This window comes from Ensifer adhaerens (genome assembly GCF_000697965.2).
Classification (GTDB): domain Bacteria; phylum Pseudomonadota; class Alphaproteobacteria; order Rhizobiales; family Rhizobiaceae; genus Ensifer; species Ensifer adhaerens.
On record NZ_CP015880.1, the window covers coordinates 1015578 to 1034505 of the forward strand.

20 protein-coding genes are annotated in these 18928 nt (G+C 62.7%); 5 read left to right on the top strand and 15 right to left on the bottom strand.

Features of this window, described 5'->3' with window-relative positions; all coding sequences use genetic code 11:
- From FA04_RS04820 to FA04_RS04835, 4 genes are read right to left on the bottom strand one after another with little or no spacing between them, the layout of a single operon-like run.
- Entirely contained in the window at window positions 1-1245 is a 1245-nt protein-coding gene (locus tag FA04_RS04820) for an O-antigen ligase family protein (RefSeq protein WP_034803711.1), read from the bottom strand.
- The gene (locus FA04_RS04825; protein ID WP_034803694.1) at window positions 1242-2804 is read right to left on the bottom strand and encodes an undecaprenyl-phosphate glucose phosphotransferase; all 1563 of its coding nucleotides are present in this window, start codon (window positions 2802-2804) and stop codon (window positions 1242-1244) included. The genes FA04_RS04820 and FA04_RS04825 overlap by 4 nt, the downstream gene beginning before the upstream one ends.
- 59 nt (window positions 2805-2863) lie before the next feature.
- Window positions 2864-4036 carry a glycosyltransferase family 4 protein gene (locus FA04_RS04830; protein WP_034803691.1) on the bottom strand — a complete coding sequence of 391 codons (1173 nt, stop codon included), beginning with the start codon at window positions 4034-4036 and terminating at the stop codon, window positions 2864-2866.
- A gap of 5 nt (window positions 4037-4041) precedes the next feature.
- Complete coding sequence (locus FA04_RS04835) at window positions 4042-4617, bottom strand: polysaccharide biosynthesis/export family protein (protein WP_034804249.1); 576 nt, start codon at window positions 4615-4617, stop codon at window positions 4042-4044.
- A 203-nt stretch (window positions 4618-4820) separates the two neighbouring features.
- Here FA04_RS04835 and FA04_RS04840 point away from each other — a divergent pair, with 203 nt between their 5' ends.
- Window positions 4821-7004, top strand: coding sequence for a GumC family protein (locus FA04_RS04840; protein ID WP_034803689.1), 2184 nt, complete (start codon window positions 4821-4823; stop codon window positions 7002-7004).
- A gap of 57 nt (window positions 7005-7061) precedes the next feature.
- Here the strand turns inward: FA04_RS04840 and FA04_RS04845 are convergent, their stop codons facing one another.
- From FA04_RS04845 to FA04_RS04855, 3 genes are all read right to left on the bottom strand, one after another.
- Window positions 7062-8306 (bottom strand): GNAT family N-acetyltransferase, encoded by a 1245-nt coding sequence (locus FA04_RS04845; RefSeq protein ID WP_034803686.1) that lies wholly within the window; start codon window positions 8304-8306, stop codon window positions 7062-7064.
- A 152-nt stretch (window positions 8307-8458) separates the two neighbouring features.
- A complete protein-coding gene (locus FA04_RS04850) occupies window positions 8459-9199 on the bottom strand; it encodes a metallophosphoesterase family protein (RefSeq protein ID WP_034803683.1) in 741 nt (246 codons plus the stop codon).
- Window positions 9200-9232: 33 nt separating this feature from the next.
- The gene (locus FA04_RS04855; RefSeq protein WP_034804246.1) at window positions 9233-9445 is read right to left on the bottom strand and encodes a DUF2842 domain-containing protein; all 213 of its coding nucleotides are present in this window, start codon (window positions 9443-9445) and stop codon (window positions 9233-9235) included.
- Between the two features lie 172 nt (window positions 9446-9617).
- Here FA04_RS04855 and FA04_RS04860 point away from each other — a divergent pair, with 172 nt between their 5' ends.
- A complete protein-coding gene (locus tag FA04_RS04860) occupies window positions 9618-10721 on the top strand; it encodes a COX15/CtaA family protein (RefSeq protein WP_034803680.1) in 1104 nt (367 codons plus the stop codon).
- A gap of 76 nt (window positions 10722-10797) precedes the next feature.
- On the opposite strand, the gene argC is transcribed toward FA04_RS04860, so the two are convergent.
- The 3 genes from argC to FA04_RS04875 form a co-directional block, all read right to left on the bottom strand.
- On the bottom strand, window positions 10798-11730 hold the full coding sequence (gene argC, locus FA04_RS04865) for an N-acetyl-gamma-glutamyl-phosphate reductase (protein WP_034803677.1): 933 nt from the start codon (window positions 11728-11730) through the stop codon (window positions 10798-10800).
- Window positions 11731-11875: 145 nt separating this feature from the next.
- Window positions 11876-12838, bottom strand: a complete 963-nt coding sequence (speB, locus tag FA04_RS04870; RefSeq protein ID WP_034803674.1) for an agmatinase — start codon at window positions 12836-12838, stop codon at window positions 11876-11878.
- Window positions 12839-12965: 127 nt separating this feature from the next.
- On the bottom strand, window positions 12966-13757 hold the full coding sequence (locus FA04_RS04875; protein WP_034803671.1) for a phenylalanine 4-monooxygenase: 792 nt from the start codon (window positions 13755-13757) through the stop codon (window positions 12966-12968).
- Between the two features lie 113 nt (window positions 13758-13870).
- Here FA04_RS04875 and FA04_RS04880 point away from each other — a divergent pair, with 113 nt between their 5' ends.
- Window positions 13871-14344 (top strand): Lrp/AsnC family transcriptional regulator, encoded by a 474-nt coding sequence (locus FA04_RS04880; protein WP_051659658.1) that lies wholly within the window; start codon window positions 13871-13873, stop codon window positions 14342-14344.
- Window positions 14345-14379: 35 nt separating this feature from the next.
- Here FA04_RS04880 and FA04_RS04885 read toward each other — a convergent pair whose 3' ends face one another.
- The 4 genes from FA04_RS04885 to FA04_RS04900 all read right to left on the bottom strand — a co-directional run bounded on the left by FA04_RS04885 (window position 14380) and on the right by FA04_RS04900 (window position 16399).
- A complete protein-coding gene (locus tag FA04_RS04885) occupies window positions 14380-14718 on the bottom strand; it encodes an antibiotic biosynthesis monooxygenase family protein (RefSeq protein ID WP_034803669.1) in 339 nt (112 codons plus the stop codon).
- Between the two features lie 90 nt (window positions 14719-14808).
- Window positions 14809-15276 (bottom strand): 30S ribosomal protein S9, encoded by a 468-nt coding sequence (gene rpsI, locus FA04_RS04890; RefSeq protein WP_034803667.1) that lies wholly within the window; start codon window positions 15274-15276, stop codon window positions 14809-14811.
- A 2-nt stretch (window positions 15277-15278) separates the two neighbouring features.
- Window positions 15279-15743: a 50S ribosomal protein L13 gene (rplM, locus tag FA04_RS04895; protein WP_034803665.1), complete on the bottom strand. Its 465-nt coding sequence runs from the start codon at window positions 15741-15743 to the stop codon at window positions 15279-15281.
- Between the two features lie 224 nt (window positions 15744-15967).
- Complete coding sequence (locus tag FA04_RS04900; protein ID WP_034803663.1) at window positions 15968-16399, bottom strand: PaaI family thioesterase; 432 nt, start codon at window positions 16397-16399, stop codon at window positions 15968-15970.
- Between the two features lie 166 nt (window positions 16400-16565).
- Here FA04_RS04900 and FA04_RS04905 point away from each other — a divergent pair, with 166 nt between their 5' ends.
- A complete protein-coding gene (locus FA04_RS04905) occupies window positions 16566-17387 on the top strand; it encodes an enoyl-CoA hydratase (RefSeq protein WP_034803661.1) in 822 nt (273 codons plus the stop codon).
- Between the two features lie 3 nt (window positions 17388-17390).
- Here the strand turns inward: FA04_RS04905 and FA04_RS04910 are convergent, their stop codons facing one another.
- Window positions 17391-18227 (bottom strand): DMT family transporter, encoded by an 837-nt coding sequence (locus FA04_RS04910; RefSeq protein WP_034804240.1) that lies wholly within the window; start codon window positions 18225-18227, stop codon window positions 17391-17393.
- Between the two features lie 186 nt (window positions 18228-18413).
- Between FA04_RS04910 and FA04_RS04915 the strand changes: the two genes are divergently transcribed.
- The gene (locus tag FA04_RS04915; RefSeq protein WP_034803659.1) at window positions 18414-18842 is read left to right on the top strand and encodes a CoA-binding protein; all 429 of its coding nucleotides are present in this window, start codon (window positions 18414-18416) and stop codon (window positions 18840-18842) included.
- The last annotated feature ends 86 nt before the right edge of the window (window positions 18843-18928 follow it).

An 18928-nucleotide genomic window follows, 5' to 3' on the forward strand; every position in this document is an offset into this window, starting at 1 on the left:
TCAGGAGCTCCGGCCGGCGCGCGCCTGCCGGCGATGGCGATATTCAAGGGCGGCGCATCCCCAGATGATTCCGATGAGCAGATAGAAGTGGCGCCAATGGTCCGTGTCGATGACATTGCCGACCCCGACATGGCCGAGAACGGCGACCCAGGCGATCATCAGATAGGTCTGCCAAGGGCGGTTGAGCAGCAGAAAGCGAAAGCCGAGCGAGAGCGTCCAGACGATCAGCGTCACGTAACTGACAAAGCCGAGCCAGCCGTAGGACGTCAGCGACTTCAGCCAGACGTTGTGCTCATCCTCCGGGAAGATCGTGCTGAAGACCATCGGGCCGATGCCGAGCGGCTTTTCCATCGACATCAGGAAGCCGAGGCGATGGCGATCGAAGCGGCCGAGGTGGCCGCCGTCATAATCCTGCACCAGCTGCGAGCGGCTGGAAAAGAGTGTTGCGACCTGCTCGGACTGCAGCGCGACGAGGAGGGCGCCGACGATCATGATCCCGCCGACGAGAGCCAACACCAGAATCCGCAGGCGGAAGAGGCCGTTTCGCTCCTTGAGCAGCATGACGAAGACGAAGGCGACGACACAGAAGAGGTTGAGGGCCCAGGCTGCGCGGGAGAACGAAAGAAAGACGCCAAGCGCCAGCACCATCAGCGCGGCGATCTTCGGGGGGGCTTTCTGGATGGGCTGCGTGAGGATGCCGTGGATGAGGTACATGGCCGGCACCGAGAGGAACGGGCCAAAGACGTTCGGATCCTGGAACGCGCCCTTGGCGCGGCCATAGAGCGTGAAGCTTTCCGCGCCCGGCACGGCGCCGAAATAGCCGAGGATGCCGAGCAGGGCGGTGATGATGGCCGCCGCCGTCCAGGCATTGAAGATCAGCCGCAGGCGTTCGTGGCGGTCCTCGATGATGGCTGCGAAGAAGACCGAGGAGAGCGCGAGGAAGCCGGAGACCGCCATGTACATCGGCCCCTTCGTCAGGTCGGTCATGACCGTCAGGGACAGGATGCCGCCGACCATGAACAGGGTCAGAAGCGTCAGCAGCGGGGCGACGCTGCGCGAGATCTTGAGGCCCACGAGCGCCCAAAGGCCGATGAGTGCGACCAGGAACAGCTCATAGGGCGCCGGCTCGAAAATGACGAAACCGGAGAGAAACACGGCAAAGGCGACGAGCCCGGAGCCAAGCAGCGAGAGCGCCGCGAGCTGGGGGCGAACGATCGGGAGCCGACCTGAATCGACGGTGCTCAATAGGCGTTCTCGGTATTGAGAAGCCGGAACGGCGTCAGGAACAGGATCTTGAGATCGAAGAGCAACGACCAGTTTTCGATGTAGTGCAGGTCGAAGGCGGTGCGCAGGCGGATCTTGTCGTCATTGTCGATCTCGCCGCGCCAGCCGTTGATCTGCGCCCAGCCGGTGACGCCGGGCTTGACGCGGTGGCGGGCGAAATAGCCTTCGACGACGTCGGAGTAGGTCCGGTTCTGGGTCTGGGCGAGCACGGCGTGCGGCCGCGGCCCAACGAGCGACAGCTCGCCCTTCAGCACGTTGAAGATCTGCGGCAGTTCGTCGATCGAGGACTTGCGGATGAAACGGCCGACGGGGGTGACGCGCGGGTCGCGCTTGGTCACGGCGTTGCGGGCCGTCGGGTCGCTCATATGCGTATACATCGAGCGGAACTTGTAGACCTCGATGGTCTCGTTGTTGAAGCCGTGCCGCTTCTGCTTGAAGATGATCGGGCCCGGGGACGTCGCTTTGACGGCGATCGCCGCGCCGAGCATGATCGGCCACAGAAGTACGAGGGCGACCAGGCTGAAGAAGATGTCGAAGCCGCGCTTGGCGACCGAGTCCCAATCGGCGATCGGCTTGTCGAAGATGTCGAGCATGGGGACATCGCCGACATGGGAGTAGCTGCGCGGGCGGAACCGCAGGTTGTTGGCGTGGGCGGCGAGCCGGATGTCGACCGGCAGGATCCAGAGCTTCTTCAGAAGCTGGAGAATGCGCTTCTCCGCCGTCAGCGGCAGCGAGATGATCAGCATGTCGATGCGCGCCAGGCGGGCGAATTCCACCAGTTCGTCGACCGTCCCGAGCTTCGGGTAGCCAGCGATCACATTGGGCGAGCGGCGCTCGTCGCGGTCGTCGAAAATACCGCAGATGCGGATGTCGTTGTCGGGCTGGTCCTCGAGCGTGCGGATCAGGTCCTTGGCCGGCTGGCCGCCGCCGACGACGACCGCGCGGCGTTCCATCGTGCCGTTTCGGGCCCAATGGCGGATGGAATAGGCGATGAAGGCGCGCTCGGCGATCAGAAAGATTGCGCCGCCGATGAACCAGCCGCCGAACCAGACGCGCGAATACTGGTGGCCGGATTTCAGAAAGAACAGCGCGATGGCGATGCCGCCAAACGCGATGGCCCAGGAGGCGAGGATGCGCGGCATCACCCGCAGCCAGGCGCGCAGCGCCGGGATCTGATAGGTGTCGGCGATCTGCATGGCGGCGACCGCCAATGCGGAACCACCGACGAGAATTGCCAGGTACAGCGGCAGTTGTTCGAAGCCCGGCTGGACATAGAGCGCGTTGATGGCATAGCCGATCGTAAAGAGCGCGCTGAATTCGAACAGGCGCATCAGCCCCATGATCATCGCAGGCGAATAGGTATCGGCGCTGAACTGCTCGGCGATCTGCCGCGCCAGCGGATTGAGATCCGTGGTCGTTGTTTCGCCCGGCATTTCGCCGGGCGCGCGGGCGCGGATTTCCGAAATCTTCTTGCGAAGCGCTTCGGGATCGAACGAACCCGGGCGGTCAAACTTGTTCATGGCTGTCTTCCGGCGCTGAAGTCCCTCAGCCGGGATAGCAGAAAGCCACTAAGAAACGCTTACGTTGTGGGCAACACGCTATCGGCGGGCGGCTGGTAACGGCACAATTCCCGATAGAGGCTTAGCATATCCGCCGACATTACCGAAGCTGCAAATTGCGACTTGAACGTGCTCGGATCGGGCATCACACGTGCCGCCCAGTCCTTCTCGGTGATTGCGCGGGCCATGATGTCGGCGAGCGACCGGGCATTGGCGGGTTCGGCAAGTGCGGTGCTGTCGCGTCCGAGAATTTCCGGGATGCCGCCGACACGGCTGGCGATGACCGGCTTCCGCGCGGCAAGCGCCTCGAGCACGATATAGGGCATGGACTCGGCGCGCGAGGGAACGACGATGTTGCGCGTCAGCGCGAAGGCCTCGCGCGTCTTCATCGCCGGCTGCATGCGGATGCGGCGGGCGAGGCCCTGCTGCAGCACCAGATCGCTGTATTCCTGCTGCTGCGGGCCGTCACCGATCATAAGCGCCGACAGCGGCCTGCCGACAAGCCTTTCGGTCTGGGCGAAAGCTTCCACAAACAGATCGGGACCCTTCAGGTCCCGCATCATGCCGATATAGAGAAAGTCGACCGCATCCGGCCCAGGCGGGACGGTCTCGAACTCCCGGTCGTCGATGCCGTTGTAGATCAGTTCGTTGCGCTCACGCGGCGCGCCGACCTTTGCGAAATAGGTCTGCCGCTCGAAATCGCAGACGAAGACGAGGGCGTCGGTAATCCGCTGCTGGATCCGTTCCGCCGGGAAGACCAGCCGGCCTGTCATAGAGCCTGGACGGTAGTGCAGGCTGCCGCCATGCGGCGAATAGAGGCGGGCTACGCGATACCTGTTGACCCGCAAGGCTGAACCGATGAGCCGGGCAATGACGCCGCCTTTGGCGCCGTGCCCATGCAACACATCCGGTCGCAAACTTCTGATTTCCTTATAGCCGCGCCACAACGCGGCAAAATCCGACGGCCCGACCGAGCGATGGATCGGCATCCGTATCAGGCCGAGCGCCAGATAGGGGCGGATTTCGTCGAACAACCGATCCTCGTGCCTGCCACCTGTCGTGCTGTCGCAGAGGATCCCGACCTCATGGCCCGCCTTGGCATGCGCCTCGGCCAGGTCGCGCACGTGGCGGAATATCCCGCCGACAGGCGACCTGAAGCAGTGGATGATGCGCAAAGGCCGCTCTTGTTGCATCGAGATCAGAACAGGCGTTCGCGAACATAGATCGTGTCGCCGGCAAGAACCGCGTCGGTGATCGGAACCCGGCCGGTGATGATGCGGCCATTGATCTTGCGCGTGATGTCGGCGTTCGACTGATTGGCGCGCGGAGAGAAGCCTCCGGCGACAGCGATCGCGTTCTGCACGGTCATGCCGGGCACATAGGCGTATTGGCCAGCCTGGCCGACTTCGCCCATGATGAAGACGGAACGGTAGCGATCGACCTCGATCGTGACGTCTGGATCGCGCAGATAGCCCTGCTTCAGCTTGGCGGCGATCATGCCCTCCAGTTCGGGTAGCGTCCTGCCGCGCGAGGCGACGGTGCCGATCAGGGGGAAGGCGACGTAGCCGGCCTGATCGACCGTGTAAGTGCCGCTGAGACCGGCCTGTTCGAAGACGTTGATGCGCAGGCGGTCGCCGCTGTCGAGCCGATAGGGCTGGATCGTGGCTTCACTGAAGGCCTTGGGTGCGGGCTGGTAGCTCGTGCAGCCGCCGAGCAACATCGACAGCGCTGCCGCCGTGATCGCGAGACCCGTCTTGATAGCTGCGGTGGACATGCGGTTCATAGGCTCCGGAAACGACCAGCTTTTGTGACGTTATCGGTCCGTTAGGGTTAATAGCAGGTAAACTCGCGGTAGAATTTTCGCGGAGACCTGGCGATACCGCCCCGTCTTTATCATCCGCAGGTTGATCGCATTAACCCTTGCGTTACCATGTTCCTTTACGGTCCGGCGAGATTTGAAGGTTCGGAGCGACTAGCATGTCGGGAAGCGGCAGCGCACAACAGGATGTGGATATCGACCTCGGCGGCCTGTTTCGCGCCGTCTGGGATCGGCGCGTCAAGGTTTTGCTCGCCACCGTCGCTGTGGCGGCGCTTGCCTTCGGCGCAGCAAAGATGATCGCGCCGGATTACCAGAGCGAAACCCGTGTACTCATCGAATCGCGCGAGCCGGAGTTCAGCGGCCCCAACCAGGCTTCCCAGGCGGGCGCCGACCGCGTCTTCGATGAATCCGGCATCCTCAGCCAGGTACAGGTGCTCAAGTCGGCCGATCTCATCAAGCAGGTCGCCCGCAACATGAAGCTCTATGAGCTCAAGGAATTCGACCCGTCGTCGGCACCCTCGGCGCTTTCGGATCTTCTCGTCATGCTCGGGCTGAAGAAGAACCCGCTGGAGATGCCGCCCGAGGAGAGGGTGCTCAAGGAATTCTCCGACAAGCTCCAGGTCTACCAGGTGGAGAAGTCGCGGGTGATTGCGATTGGCTTCACCTCGAAGGACCGCCAGCTTGCGGCTGCCGTGCCCAATGAGATGGCGAAGGTCTTCCTGGCGCTCCAGAGCGGTGCGAAACTCGACACCAATTCCGAGGCGACACGCTGGCTCGAACCGGAGATCGCCAATCTGCGCGAGAAGGTGCGCGACGCCGAGGCGAAGGTGGCGGCCTATCGCGCCTCGTCGGACCTGCTGCCAACCGGCGAAACCACCAACTTCGCGACGCGGCAGCTCACGGACATCTCGACGGAGCTGACCCGGGTGCGCGGCGAGCGTGCCAATGCGGAGGCGCGTGCCGCCGGCGTGCGTTCGGCGCTTGCGAGCGGCCGCGCGCCGGACACCATCGCCGACGTCGTCGGTTCACAGATGATCCAGCGGCTGAAGGAAACCGAGGCCAATCTCCAGGCGCAGGTCGCCGATCTTTCGACGACCCTGCTCGACGGTCATCCGCGCCTGAAGGCGCTGAAGTCGCAGCTCGAAGGCATCCGCGGCCAGATCAGCTCCGAGACCCGCAAGATCCTGACGAGCCTTGAAAACGAGGCGAAGGTCGGTGAACTGCGCGAACAGCAGTTGACCCAGCAGCTGAATGCGCTGAAGGCGCAGTCGGCTCGGGCGGGCGAAGAAGAGGTGGGGCTGCGCGCGCTCGAGCGCGAGGCAACGGCGCAGCGGCAATTGCTGGAGACCTATCTCGCGCGCTACCGCGAAGCGACATCGCGCACGGTGGAGAATGCGACGCCGGCCGATGCACGGGTCATTTCGAGTGCCGTGGTTCCGACCGGCGCGAGTTTCCCGAAAGTGCTGCCGATCACGGTCGTCGCAGCGCTTGCCACGTTCCTCCTGACCTGCATTGGCATCATGCTCGGCGAGCTTTTCAGCGGACGAGCCTTGCGGCCGGTCGCGGCTACGGGCGAACGGGCACCGGTCCACCCGCGTCCGGCGCTGGCCGCAAGCGTCGCCGATTTGCCGCCGGTCGAGATGGCTCAGGCTTCGCCTGCAATTGCGCCCGCCGCAGATGACGCCGTCGACTTGCTGCCTGCTATGGACGTGTCGCTTGCACCGGACATGGAGGAAGAGGCAGCCGAGGCGGATTTCTCGATCGAGGCCGTCGCCGAGCATCTGCGCGCCACCAACGTGCGCGTTGCGATTTCGGTTTCGCCCGGCGGAGACGAGGGTTCTACCGCCACCGTGATGCTCGCCCGGTTGCTGGCCGAAGAGGAGCTGAAGGTCGTATTGATCGACCTGACGGGTTCTGCCTGCCCGACACGCCTGATGGCGCGCTCGCAACAGCTTCCTGGTATCACCAACCTGCTGGCGGGGGAGGTGCCCTTCACGGACACGATCCACGCCGACCGTTTTTCCGACGCGCACATCATTCCTCAGGGCGATGCCGATCCGCGTCAGGCGATGCGCGGCATCGACCGGCTGAAGATGATCATCGACGCCTTGACCAACGCCTATGATCTCGTCCTGCTCGAATGCGGCCCTGCCGATGAAATGGCTGTTGAGAAGATCGCTGGCCGCGATGGCGCGGAAATCATCCTGTCGGCGCCGTCGGTGAGCGATGAGCGGATCGTCGAGGTGCTGACCGGATTCGGCGCAGCGGGCTATCGCGACATCGTGCTGATGACCGGCCAGGTACAATCGGACCCCGAATACCCGGACCGCGACGCGGCATAATGGTGTCGCCGGCCACCGGCGACAACGCGCCGGGGCCCCGTCCTCTTATCTCGGTTATCAGTCGGCGCTGCTGTCGAAGGTCTTGTCTTGCCTGTGCCGTCGCGTGCGCTGGATGCGGGCATAAACGGCCCGGTTCGCCTTGATCGCCCTTTTTGCCCTCACGACGAGGTGATGCCGCAGGCCTGCGAGCCGGCCGGCGAACGTCACCGGCAACACGATGTCGCGCAGCGGTGTCTCGATCGTGCACCAGGAGCGTTTGTAGGGCTGGTCGCCGACGCCGAAATCGAACAGGCGCACGCCTTCCCCCGATAGGCGCTCGATCATGCGGTAAAACAGCAATTCACCCGGGCTGGCATCGCCGGCCAAAGCTTCGTCGATCGACCCGAACTGGCAGATCACGTGATCTGCCTTGCGGGAAAGTCCGGCGACGGCGACGATGCGGCCGTCGTTTTCGCCCCGCAGGCGGATGGCATTGAGTTCCATGAGTTGAACGTCGTCGCCCATACGGGCGGCGAGCGCATGGAAAAACGCCTGCGTTTCCTTGTCCTGGAAGACATCGGGAAGGCCGAGCGCAGCAAAACGCGTCGCCTTCTGCCGAAAGAAGGTATCAAGCAGCGCGTGGGCCTCGTCACCCGTACGCGCGACCACATAGTCGTAGCCGCCCATTTCAGCCAGCCGTCGCTCGGAAATGCGCATCTTCTTGCGCCGCCGCTTGGCGTTGAGCTGGGCCAGTGTCGGCTGAATGCCGCCGAGAAGGGGAAGCTGAAACGACGGGTTGGGATTGGCAACGTTCGAAAGCAGGGAGAAGGGGCTGGGGGCACCGCGCCAGTCGCTCGGTAGACGATCGAGCATGACGATGTCGGCAAGGCCGCGCAGCGCGCCACAGATGGCGCGGGCAAGCGCGTCGGCAAGCGCGGGCGTGCTGATGATCGCCGCGGCGTTGGGGGCAAAGAGCCCGGTGTTGAGGTTGCTATGCTCGGTTCCGATCAGCTTTGCCGTTCGAAACAAGCGTCCGCGCGCCACTTCCAGCGGCAGGACGAGCAGGAGTTCGCCATCGAAGGTAACGCGCAGAAGGGCCAGGTCGCTGACATGGGTCGCAGCCCAGGCGCTGCACCATTGATAGGCATGATGCAGCGAGTTCTCAGGAAGACCGTCGAGCACGCGCCACTCGGTTTCGAGCGCCTCCATATTGCGGTGAAGCGAGATTTCGAAGCGGCCGGCGGCATCGGTCGGATCTGCACGCAAGGACGCGTGCGCGCGGCGGTCGCCGGAGCCGTCCATGGTGAGTTCCGAGTTCGTCATCGCAGGTGCCGTCCGGTCCTTGTTGCGGAGAGATTGAACCTCAAGCCCGCTACGATCGCTTTAATTCGGGAATACTTATGAAGCCGATTGGGAATAACCGGCGAACGCGGTTAGCAAAGCGTGAAGCGAGGAATGTGAAGCGCGCGCAAATTTCAATCGAGAAAGCCGGTGGCCAACGCCTTTGCCCATTCCATGCGGTTGCGGCTGGCCGCAAGCTGGGACATTGCCATCCAGTCATAGGGGACATTGCGGAAGGTGACGTGCCACCCCGAGGCCGATTTCTCGATGATCGCGTAGCGGGCGTCCGGGGAGCCCGCTTCGACCTTGTGCGGCACCGGTTGGTCGTCGTCATACCCGGGGCAGCCGACGCTGCCGGGATTGACGACGAGGCGGCCGTCGGAAAGCCGCACGGCGCGCTGGATATGGGTGTGGCCGCACAGGATAACCGGATAGTCGACGCCGGCTGCTTTCGCTTCTATGGCCGAATGCTGCGCCATGTGGACGGTGCCGACGGCCGTCAAGGCCTCCAGCCAGTAGGTCTCGTCATCCGTCGGCGTCGCATGGCACAGAAAGAACGTTTCCTTGTGGACGTGCGCGACGGGTAGGGTGGCCAGCCATTCGCGGTGCTGCGGCTGCAATTGATCATAGGCTGCGCGATCGGACAGCCCCATTTCATGCGGATCGATCGTCAGGAGATAGCGATCGTGATTGCCGCGGATCGAAAGGATCGCCCGTTTGATGAGGATGTCGGCCGTGCGTGCGGCATTGAGGGGGCCGCTCAGATGGTCGCCAAGATTGACGATATCGGTGATCCCTTGCGCATCGATGTCGGCGAGTACCGCTTCGAGCGCAAGATCGTTGCCGTGGATGTCAGCGATAACTGCAAGTCGCATGGGCGTCCCCCCGAATGGCTACCGGATTGAGGATCAACGATCCTTGGCGGGCTTTTCCATCCATTTGATGATCAGCATGGCCGGCAATATCCAGAGCAGGCCGGTGAAGAAGAAGTAGGCCAGATGCACGTACCAGGGGGCAGCGCCGAGCAGCAGCGAGGCGAAGGTGACGGCGGCCAGCGCATAGACGACGACGAGGATGATGATCAGGATCGTGCCGATCAGCTTTCTGAGGCGTACGGGCATTTCATATCTTTCACATGGGCAAATGCGCGCGGAGCGGCCGCGACCGCATGCCGCAAAGGTTTCGGCCTTGTTTTGCATGCCGCTCTGGTGCAAATCAACGGCTTTCCTGAGGTGCGACCGTTGATCCGTCCGGTTGCACCGCCGACAACCCTACGACACCAGAGGGAACATGATGGCCGGCGTCGAAATGGCGACTGAACAAATGCTTCGAAACGAGATCGGCAGGACCGACCGCAACCGCCGGCAGATCCGCGGCTGGCTGGCAGTCGTGCTGTTCACCCTCTTTGCCCTGGTGCTCGTCGGCGGCGCGACGCGGCTTACCGAATCGGGCCTCTCCATCACCGAGTGGAAGCCGATCCATGGCGTGATCCCGCCGCTGACGGTCGCCGAGTGGGAAGAGGAATTCCAGCTCTACCAGCGCATTCCGCAGTATCAGCAGATGAACAGCAGCATGACGGTAGACGAGTTCAAGACGATTTTCTGGTGGGAATGGGCGCACCGTCTGCTTGCCCGCACCATCGGCCTGATCTTCGCGTTGCCGCTTGCCTATTTCTGGTTCACCGGAAAGGTCGAGCGCAAGCTGCGCATGCCGCTGCTCGGTATCCTTGCGCTTGGCGGTTTCCAGGGGTTCATCGGGTGGTGGATGGTTTCATCGGGCCTCGTGGAGCGCACCGAGGTCAGCCAGTACCGGCTTGCGACGCATCTCGTCATCGCCTGTCTGATCTTTGCCGCCTGTATGTGGATCTTCCGCGGGCTGAGCGCGCATTCGAATGACACGGCGCCCACCGACCGTTCGCGCAAGATGGCGGCGATCATCGCCATCTTCAGTCTGTTCCAGATCTATCTCGGCGCGCTCGTCGCCGGTCTCGATGCCGGCTTCAGCTACAACACCTGGCCGCTGATGGATGGCGCGATCATCCCGCAGGACCTGTTCCTGCAGCAGCCCTGGTGGATCAACCTGTTCGAGAACCCGAAGACGGTCCAGTTCGTCCACCGCATTGGCGCCTATGTGCTCTTTGCCTTCGCACTGATGCACATGATTGCCTCGCTGCGGGCCGCACCCGAAACCACCCATGCGCGCCGCGCCGTGCTCCTGTTCCTGCTCGTCTCGGTGCAGGCGGTGATCGGGATTACCACGCTGGTGCTGCAGGTGCCGGTCGGCTGGGGCGTGGCGCACCAGGGTGGCGCGCTTGTGGTGCTTGGCTTTGCCATCGCCCACTGGCGCGGTTTCTACGGCGAGTACCCGCGGCCGACGGCGATCGAACTGCGCGACTGACGCCGGACGAGCTCCGGAAAAAGAAAGACCCCGGCGAGCGGCTCGCCGGGGTCTTTTGTTTTGAGCTCAGTGCCGATCAGGCCGACAGCATCAGGTCCATGTTCTGGACCGCCGCGCCCGAAGCGCCCTTGCCGAGATTGTCGAGCAGGGCGACGAGGTTCACATGGTTGCCGCCAGGGGTGCCGAAGACGAAAAGCTTCATCGTGTCCTTGCCGGCAAGCTCGGTGGCGTCGATGCGGCCGAGCTTTTCACTCTCCTGGAGCGGCACGACCTCGACGATCGACTGGCCGGCATAATGCGCGACGATTGCAGCATGGATCGTCTCCAGCGTCGTGCCGGCGGCGAGGTCTTCGAGATAGAGCGGCACCTGGACGATCATGCCCTGTGCGAACTTGCCGACCGAGGGCGCAAAGACCGGTGCGCGGTCGAGCAGCCCGTGCATCTTCATCTCGGGCACATGCTTGTGCTTGAGCGTCAGGCCGTAGAGGAAGTGCGGTGCGCTGATGTGATCCGCATTGGTCGCGTCTTCCATCTGCGCGATCATCTGCTTGCCGCCGCCCGTGTAGCCGGAGACCGCGTTGACCGTCACCGGATAGCCGTCCGGCAGGATGCCGGCCTGGCGCAGCGGCCGGATCACGCCGATCGCGCCGGTCGGATAGCAACCGGGATTGGCGACGCAACGGGCGCTGCGGATCTTCTCCGGCTGCGCCTTGTCCATTTCGGCAAAGCCATAGGCCCAGTCGGGCGCAATGCGATGCGCGGTCGAGGTGTCGATGATGCGGACCTTGTTGTTGCCCGAGACCATCGAAACCGCCTCGCGCGAGGCGTCGTCCGGCAGGCAGAGGATGGCGATGTCTGCTTCGTTCAGAAGATCTTCTCGCATCGCGGCATTGCGTCGTTCCGCTTCCGGAATGGAAAGCAGTTCGAGATCGCTACGGCCGGCCATGCGCGTGCGGATCTGCAGGCCCGTGGTGCCGTGTTCGCCATCGATGAAGATCTTCGGTTTCATGATTTTCCCGTTCTGCCAGACAGTTAGAAGCCGTTCCGGAATCATTCTGGCATAGAATTGAATCAATTTCTCAACGGGCCGGCGGAACGCCGCCAAACCCACCTGTTCCTATATAAGCAGCGGCCATTCATCGCAACGGCAGCGCTCAGCGAAGCGGCGCACGCTCGGCAAGCTTCTCCGCATGCAGGCCCAACATATACATCGCGACCGTCGCACCGGCGATTGCGGTGACGTCGGCATGGTCGTAGGCTGGCGCCACTTCGACGACGTCGCTGCCGACCACCGTCAGCGCCCCGAGCTTGCGCAGCACCGAAAGGATCTTGGCGCTCGACGGGCCGCCGGCGACCGGGGTGCCGGTGCCGGGCGCATAGGCCGGGTCGAGGCAGTCAATATCAAAGGTCAGATAGGCCTTGCGTTCGCCAACCTGCCTTATGATCGTCTCGGCGATCTCGGCAGCGCTCATCTCTTCGACGTCGTAGCCATAGAGAATGCGGATGCCGCAATCCTCGGGCGCGTGCGTGCGGATGCCGATCTGGATCGAGGCATCTGTATCGATCAGGCCCTCGCGCGCCGCACGGCCGACAAAGGAGCCGTGGTCGATGCGACCGCGTTCATCCGGCCAGGTATCCTGGTGGGCGTCGAACTGGACGAGGGCGAGGGGGCCGTGCAGAGCCGCCTGCGCCTTCAGGATCGGGTAGGTGACGAAGTGGTCGCCGCCGAGCGTCTGCAGATAGGCGCCGCTCCTGATGATCTTAGTCGCTTCGCGTTCGATCGTTGCCGGCGTCTTCGAATGATTGCCGTAGTCGAGCAGGCAGTCGCCATAGTCGACCGTCGCCATCTCCGCGAAGAGATCGCGGTCGAACGGGTACTGCGGATCGTTGTCGAAGATTGCCGAGGCGCGGCGGATCGCCTGCGGCCCGAAGCGCGCGCCGGGGCGGTTCGAAGTGGCGGCGTCGAAGGGAATGCCCCAGACGACGGCATCGACACCCTTCAACTGCTTCGAATATTTGCGGCGCATGAAGGAGAGAATCCCGGCATGGGTCGGATCGGACGCCGCCGATGTGAGTGAGCGCGCCGTCAGCGCATGATCGATCGTCCTGTTCGCCATATCCCGCCTCTGCCTCGGAGCCGGAAAGCGCGCATCCTCTGCGCGCATCCCGCTCAAACCTGTGGTGGCGGAAGGTTGGACAATCGTTGCCGGCAAGGCAAGGCCCTGCCGGCCGTTTCTTCGGCGATTACGAGGCCTTGGCTTCGTAGGTCGGGGCGAAGTCGCCAAGCGCCTTGGCTTCGGTGATGCGCGCGGCGATATCCTCTTCGATGATCGTTTCCAGCTGGGCGAAACTGTCGATCACGTAATAGATCGGCTGGACGATATCGATGCGATAGGGTGTACGCAGCACAGTCATCAGGTCGAACGGGCGGAACTCGACGCCTGGAGTTCCCATCGCATTCCGTGTCTCGTTAGGCGAAGACACGATGCCGGCGCCATAGCAGCGGCGGCCCTTCGACGTGTTGATCAGCCCGAACTCGACGGTGAACCAGAAGATCCGGAACATGTGCCAGGAATAGCCCTTGCCTAGCGAAACCGCCTTTTCGCCGAAGCGACGGACGAAGTTGGCGTAGCTCTGGTTGGTCAGTAGCGGGCAGTGACCGAAGACCTCGTGGAAGATGTCGGGTTCTTCGATGTAATCGATATGCTCGCGGCGGCGAATGAAGGTCGCCAGCGGAAACTTGCCTTGGGACAGCAGTTCGTAGAAGCGGGACGGCGGAATGAGGGCGGGAACACCTTCGACACCGAAGCCGGTGGTTTCGGCAAGGCGGCGGTTCACGTCCTTCAACTGCGGCACGTGGTCAGGGCCGAGATCGAGCGTCTTGGCGCCCTCGAGGTATTCGTCGCACGCCTTGTCGGCCAGAAGTTTCATCTGCCGCTGGTACAGCTCGCCCCAGATCGCATCTTCTTCCGGGGTATAGTGATAGGTGCCGTCCGGTTCCGGCAGTTTGGCCGTGTAGCTGCTTTCCTTCGTCATGACGTCTCCTCATTCGTCAGATGAACTCTCCTGTTGCAATTGTATCGCGGATGGAGCGAGTATTTGTTCCACAGTTGCCACGTTGACGCCTGATCGCGGGAGGAAAATTCGAAATGCCGTCCGATGTGAAAGAAAGTCTTCAGCCTGTGCGAAAGCTGCTGCGGCTCATTCAGGCCGATAGCGGCCAGTCGCTCTCCGATCTCGCGGAGAAAGCCGGCATGTCGCAAAGCTCGGCCTGGCGGCGGCTGCAGGAACTGGAGACGGATGGCGTCATTCGCAAGCGCGTGGCGCTGCTCGATCCGGCAAAGCTCGACTTGAAACTCTGTATCATCGCCCATGTGACGCTCGAAGATCATCACGACGAGGCGATTGCCGCCTTTTCCGCCGTCGTGCGCGACCGGCCGGAGATCATGGAGTGCTACGCTCTATCCGGCACATTCGACTACATGCTGAAGATCCGCGCCAATGACGTCGAAAGCTACGATACCTTCATGACGCGCTATCTGATGCGCAATCCCCATGTGCGCACCGTGGTGTCGAGCTTCGTCCTGCGCGAACTCAAGTCGACGACGGAGTTGCCGATTTAGCCCGCTTGTGGCGGCGACCGTGCGCAGCCGCAGAACTAGGGGCGTTCGAAACCGTATTGGCGCTCGATCTTGCCCACACGAACCTGATAATCCTCGTACCAGCGCTCGCGGCCGAGGCGCTGGGCCGTCAGGTGGCGGACATTGTTTTTCCAGGCCGCGATGCTCTCCTCATCCGCCCAGTAGGAATTGGTTAGGCCGAAGCCGTCGGCGCCGCGCACGCTTTCGAGACCGAGAAAACCCGGCTGCTCGCGCGCAAGTCGCTCCATTTCGTCTCCCATGTTGTCGTAGCCGTGGTCGCCTGCCGTGCGCCGCGAGGCGAACGTGACGATGTAATAGGGCGGCGCTGGGGTCTTGGCGACGGGGGAGCTTGTCATGCTGTGCCTCGAGGGGTCGACGTTGCGGCGGATGATAACAAAAAAAGGCGGAGCAAAGCCCCGCCTTTCCAAGTGTCGCAGTTGAAGCGATTAACGCTTCGAGAACTGGAACGAACGACGTGCCTTCGCACGGCCGTACTTCTTACGCTCGACCACGCGGCTGTCGCGGGTGAGGAAGCCACCGCGCTTCAGGACCGAGCGCAGGCCCGGTTCGAAGTAGGTGAGTGCCTTGGAGATGCCGTGACGAACGGCACCGGCCTGGCCGGAAAGACCACCGCCAGCAACGGTCGCGTCGATGTCGAATTGGCCGTCACGGGCAGCAGCGACGATCGGCTGCTGCAGGATCATCTGCAGAACCGGACGGGCGAAGTAAGCCGCGTAGGGCTTGCCGTTGATGGTGATCTTGCCGGTGCCCGGCTTGACCCATACGCGGGCGACAGCGTCCTTACGCTTGCCGGTCGCGTAGGAGCGACCCTGGGCGTCGACCTTCTTGACGTGAACCGGAGCAGCCGGTTCCGCGGTCGTGGCGATTTCCTTGAGAGCGGAAAGGTCAGCCATTATCAGGCGCTCCTTGTGTTCTTGCTGTTCAGCTTGGCGACGTCGAGGACGGCCGGCTGCTGTGCTTCATGCGGGTGGTTGGCGCCTGCGTATACGCGCAGGTTCTTCATCTGGCGACGGCCAAGCGGACCGCGCGGAACCATGCGCTCGACGGCCTTCTCGATGACGCGCTCCGGAAAGCGGCCTTCGATGATCTGGCGCGCGGTGCGCTCCTTGATGCCGCCGGGGTAGCCGGTGTGCCAGTAGTACTTCTTGTCGGTGTACTTCTTGCCCGTCAGAACTGCCTTCTCGGCGTTGATGACGATGACGTTGTCGCCGTCGTCAACATGCGGGGTGAAGGTAGCTTTGTGCTTGCCGCGCAGGCGGTTTGCGATGAGGGAAGCGAGGCGACCAACAACGAGGCCTTCGGCGTCGATGATGATCCACTTCTTCTCCACCTCTGCAGGCTTCTGAATGAAGGTTGCCATATCAAAATCTTTCTTTGGACCCGAGCGGCGAACCGCTGGGCGTTTCTTGTTGCTTGGTTTTGTCCAGTTTCCCGGGCAAAAGAGAAAGCGGCCCTCAGAGGACCGCGATCTGCGGCAGCTTATACGCAAGTGCGAAACAAGCGTCAAGAACGCGAAATCTGCGACATGGAAATAAAGATAAGCAAAAACAATATGTTATATGTATGGTATTTTGATACCACAAATTATCGCGGCGGAATCGAATAGGTCGCTGTGGCATGCGCAACGAGGTCGTCGTCGCCAACCTTGACGATCGACGCGTCGAGAACGGCGAGCCGCTTGCCGAGTTTGAGGATGCGGCAGGTGCATTCGAGCGGTTCCGGCTCGGGCTTGCGCAGGAAGTTGATGTTGAGATTGGTGGTGACGGCAAGCGCAACCGGTCCGATATGGGCGATCAATGCGACATAGGCCGAGACGTCCGCGAGCGCGAAAAGCGTAGGGCCGGAAACCGTGCCGCCTGGCCGGATATGCCGTTCGTTCGGATCGAGCCGCATGGTGGCAAAGCCGGGTCCAACAGCCGTGACATGGAAGACCTTGCCGTCGGTATGGACCTGCGGGAAATCCGTGTCGAGAAATCGGTTGAGGTCGTCGACGGTCATGATCGGCTCGATGGTCATGCATTCTATCCTTCAACATGTCTGTCCGTCACCTGAAACCGGCTGGTGGCCGGACGCAAGGCGGAAAATGGTCGTAGGCGGAATGCGTCACCGGGGTGTGCTGTCGGCTTGCACGGCACGCGTGGCCGGCGTACCACCAACCAAATTCAAGTTTCAGGAGAAGAAGATGGCCGACGTCGTGTCGTTCAAGAAGGAAGAGCCGAACGGCCTGCTGCTGCGTGAACAGTCAGGGCCCGTCTTGCGGCTGACGCTCAACAACCCGCCGGCCAACGTGCTGTCGATCGCCATGATGGAGGCGCTGCACGCCGAGTTCGATGCGGTCGCCACCGCCAAGGACATCAGGGTCGTCGTGCTCGCCGCCACGGGCAAGCTGTTTTCCGCCGGTCACGATCTGAAAGAAATGACTGCGCACCGCGAAGACGACGACCGGGGCAGGGCCTTCTTCGAACGGACGATCCGCCTCTGCGGCGATCTCATGCTGAAAATCACCCGGCTGCCGCAGGCCGTCATCGCCGAGATCGATGGTTTGGCTACGGCAGCTGGCTGCCAGCTCGTCGCAAGCTGTGACCTCGCGATCTGCACTGACAGCTCCACCTTCTGCACGCCCGGTGTCAATATCGGCCTCTTCTGCTCGACGCCGATGGTCGCGCTCACGCGTGCGGCACATCGCAAGCAGGCGATGGAAATGCTGCTCACCGGCGAGACCATCGACGCTTCGACCGCCAAGGATTTCGGTCTCGTCAACCGCATCGTACCGCAGCAGTACCTGCGCCAGGTGGTCGACAAATACGCAGCAGTCATTGCCTCGAAGTCGCCGCAGGCGCTGAAGATCGGCAAGGAGGCCTTCTATCGCCAGGCGGAGATGGACCTGCCAGAGGCCTACGACTATGCCGTCGGCGTCATGGTCGAGAACATGCTCGCGCGCGATGCCGAGGACGGTATCGGCGCATTCCTCGGCAAGCGCATGCCGGAATGGAAGGAAGACTGACGCTCAGGCGAGCTTCAGGAGCAGGGCGCCGAGCGCGATGACGCAGGCCGCTGCGATGCGCCAGACGCTGACCGGTTCCTTGAGGAACACGACCGAGATCACCACGGCAAAGAGGATCGAGGTCTCGCGGAGTGCCGCGACGGTTGCAACCGGCGCCTTGGTCATCGCCCAGAGCGCCAAGCCATAGGCGCCGATCGAGCCGGCGCCGCCGATGAGGCCCCGCCACCAGTTCTTGTAGACGTGGCGGGCGACCGGCTTGATGCCGCGCCGGGCAAAGGCCCAGGTGAAAAGCAGAACCGGCGGCAGCAGCGCCATCCACAGCGTGTAGGAGATCGCATTGCCCGAGACGCGCGCGCCGATGCCGTCGACAAAGGTGTAACTTGCGATGACGCAGGCATTGAGCAGCGCAAGCACGATCGCGTTCTTGCCGCCCTTGCGCGACTCGAAGGCGAGCGTCAGCACCCCGGCAGAGATCGTTAGGATACCGATCATCGTTCCGAAGGTGAGCTTTTCGCCGATCAACGCCCCACTGGTCATCGCGACGATCAACGGCGCCGCTCCGCGCATCAGCGGATAGACAAGGCCGATGTCGCCGGCGCGATAGGATGCGGCGACGAGCTGGAAATAGGCGAACTGGAACAGTGCCGAAACCAGGATGTATGGCCACGCTTCCGGTTTGGGCAATGGCATGAACGGCAGGAAGGGGATGGCGACGGCTGCGGCCCCGAGCGCGATCATCGCAGCGTCGAGCGACTTTTCCGTTCCCGCCTTGACCAACGCATTCCAGGTCGCGTGCAACAACGCCCCGAACAGGACGAGCGCAATGACATCAAGCGGCAAGATTGAAACCTCGGAAACGGTGTAGCGGGCGTTGAGACGCTTGTCGCGCCGCACGGGCGCAAAAGCAACCGGAAAGTCTTGCGGAAGCGGCAATCTTTGGCGGGGGACGAGCGGGCCGCACGGTTGACTTGGCCGGCCTCGCCATCATTATACGACCGTTTAACACGAACGGATCCGAAGCTGCAGATGAACCACGACGCTTACCCGGACTATTATCTCGCAGACATCCTGCGCGAGACCAAGACGATCGCCCTTGTCGGCGCTTCGCCGAATCCTGAGCGTCCGAGCCATCGGGTCATGGCGTTTCTGCTGCGCAAGGGCTACCGGGTAATCCCGATCAATCCCGGGCATGTCGGCAAGAGCATCCAAGGCCAGGCCGTGGTCGGCCGGCTCGCCGATATCAAGGAGCCGATCGATATGGTCGACGTCTTCCGCGCTGCCGACGCCCTGCCGGCGCTCGTCGACGAGATTCTCGCGTTGGAGACGCTGCCGAAGGCGATCTGGGGCCAGCTCTCCGTGCGCCATGACGGCGCTGCGGCGAAAGCGGAAGCCGCCGGCATCAAGGTGGTCATGGACCGCTGTCCGGCGATCGAGTACCCACGCCTGATCGGCTGATCTCGGGCGGCACATCGCCGGCGGACCATACAACCGTCAGTTCTTGAAAAATCCTCTTTGACCGCATGCGAAGGCTCTGGAATAGT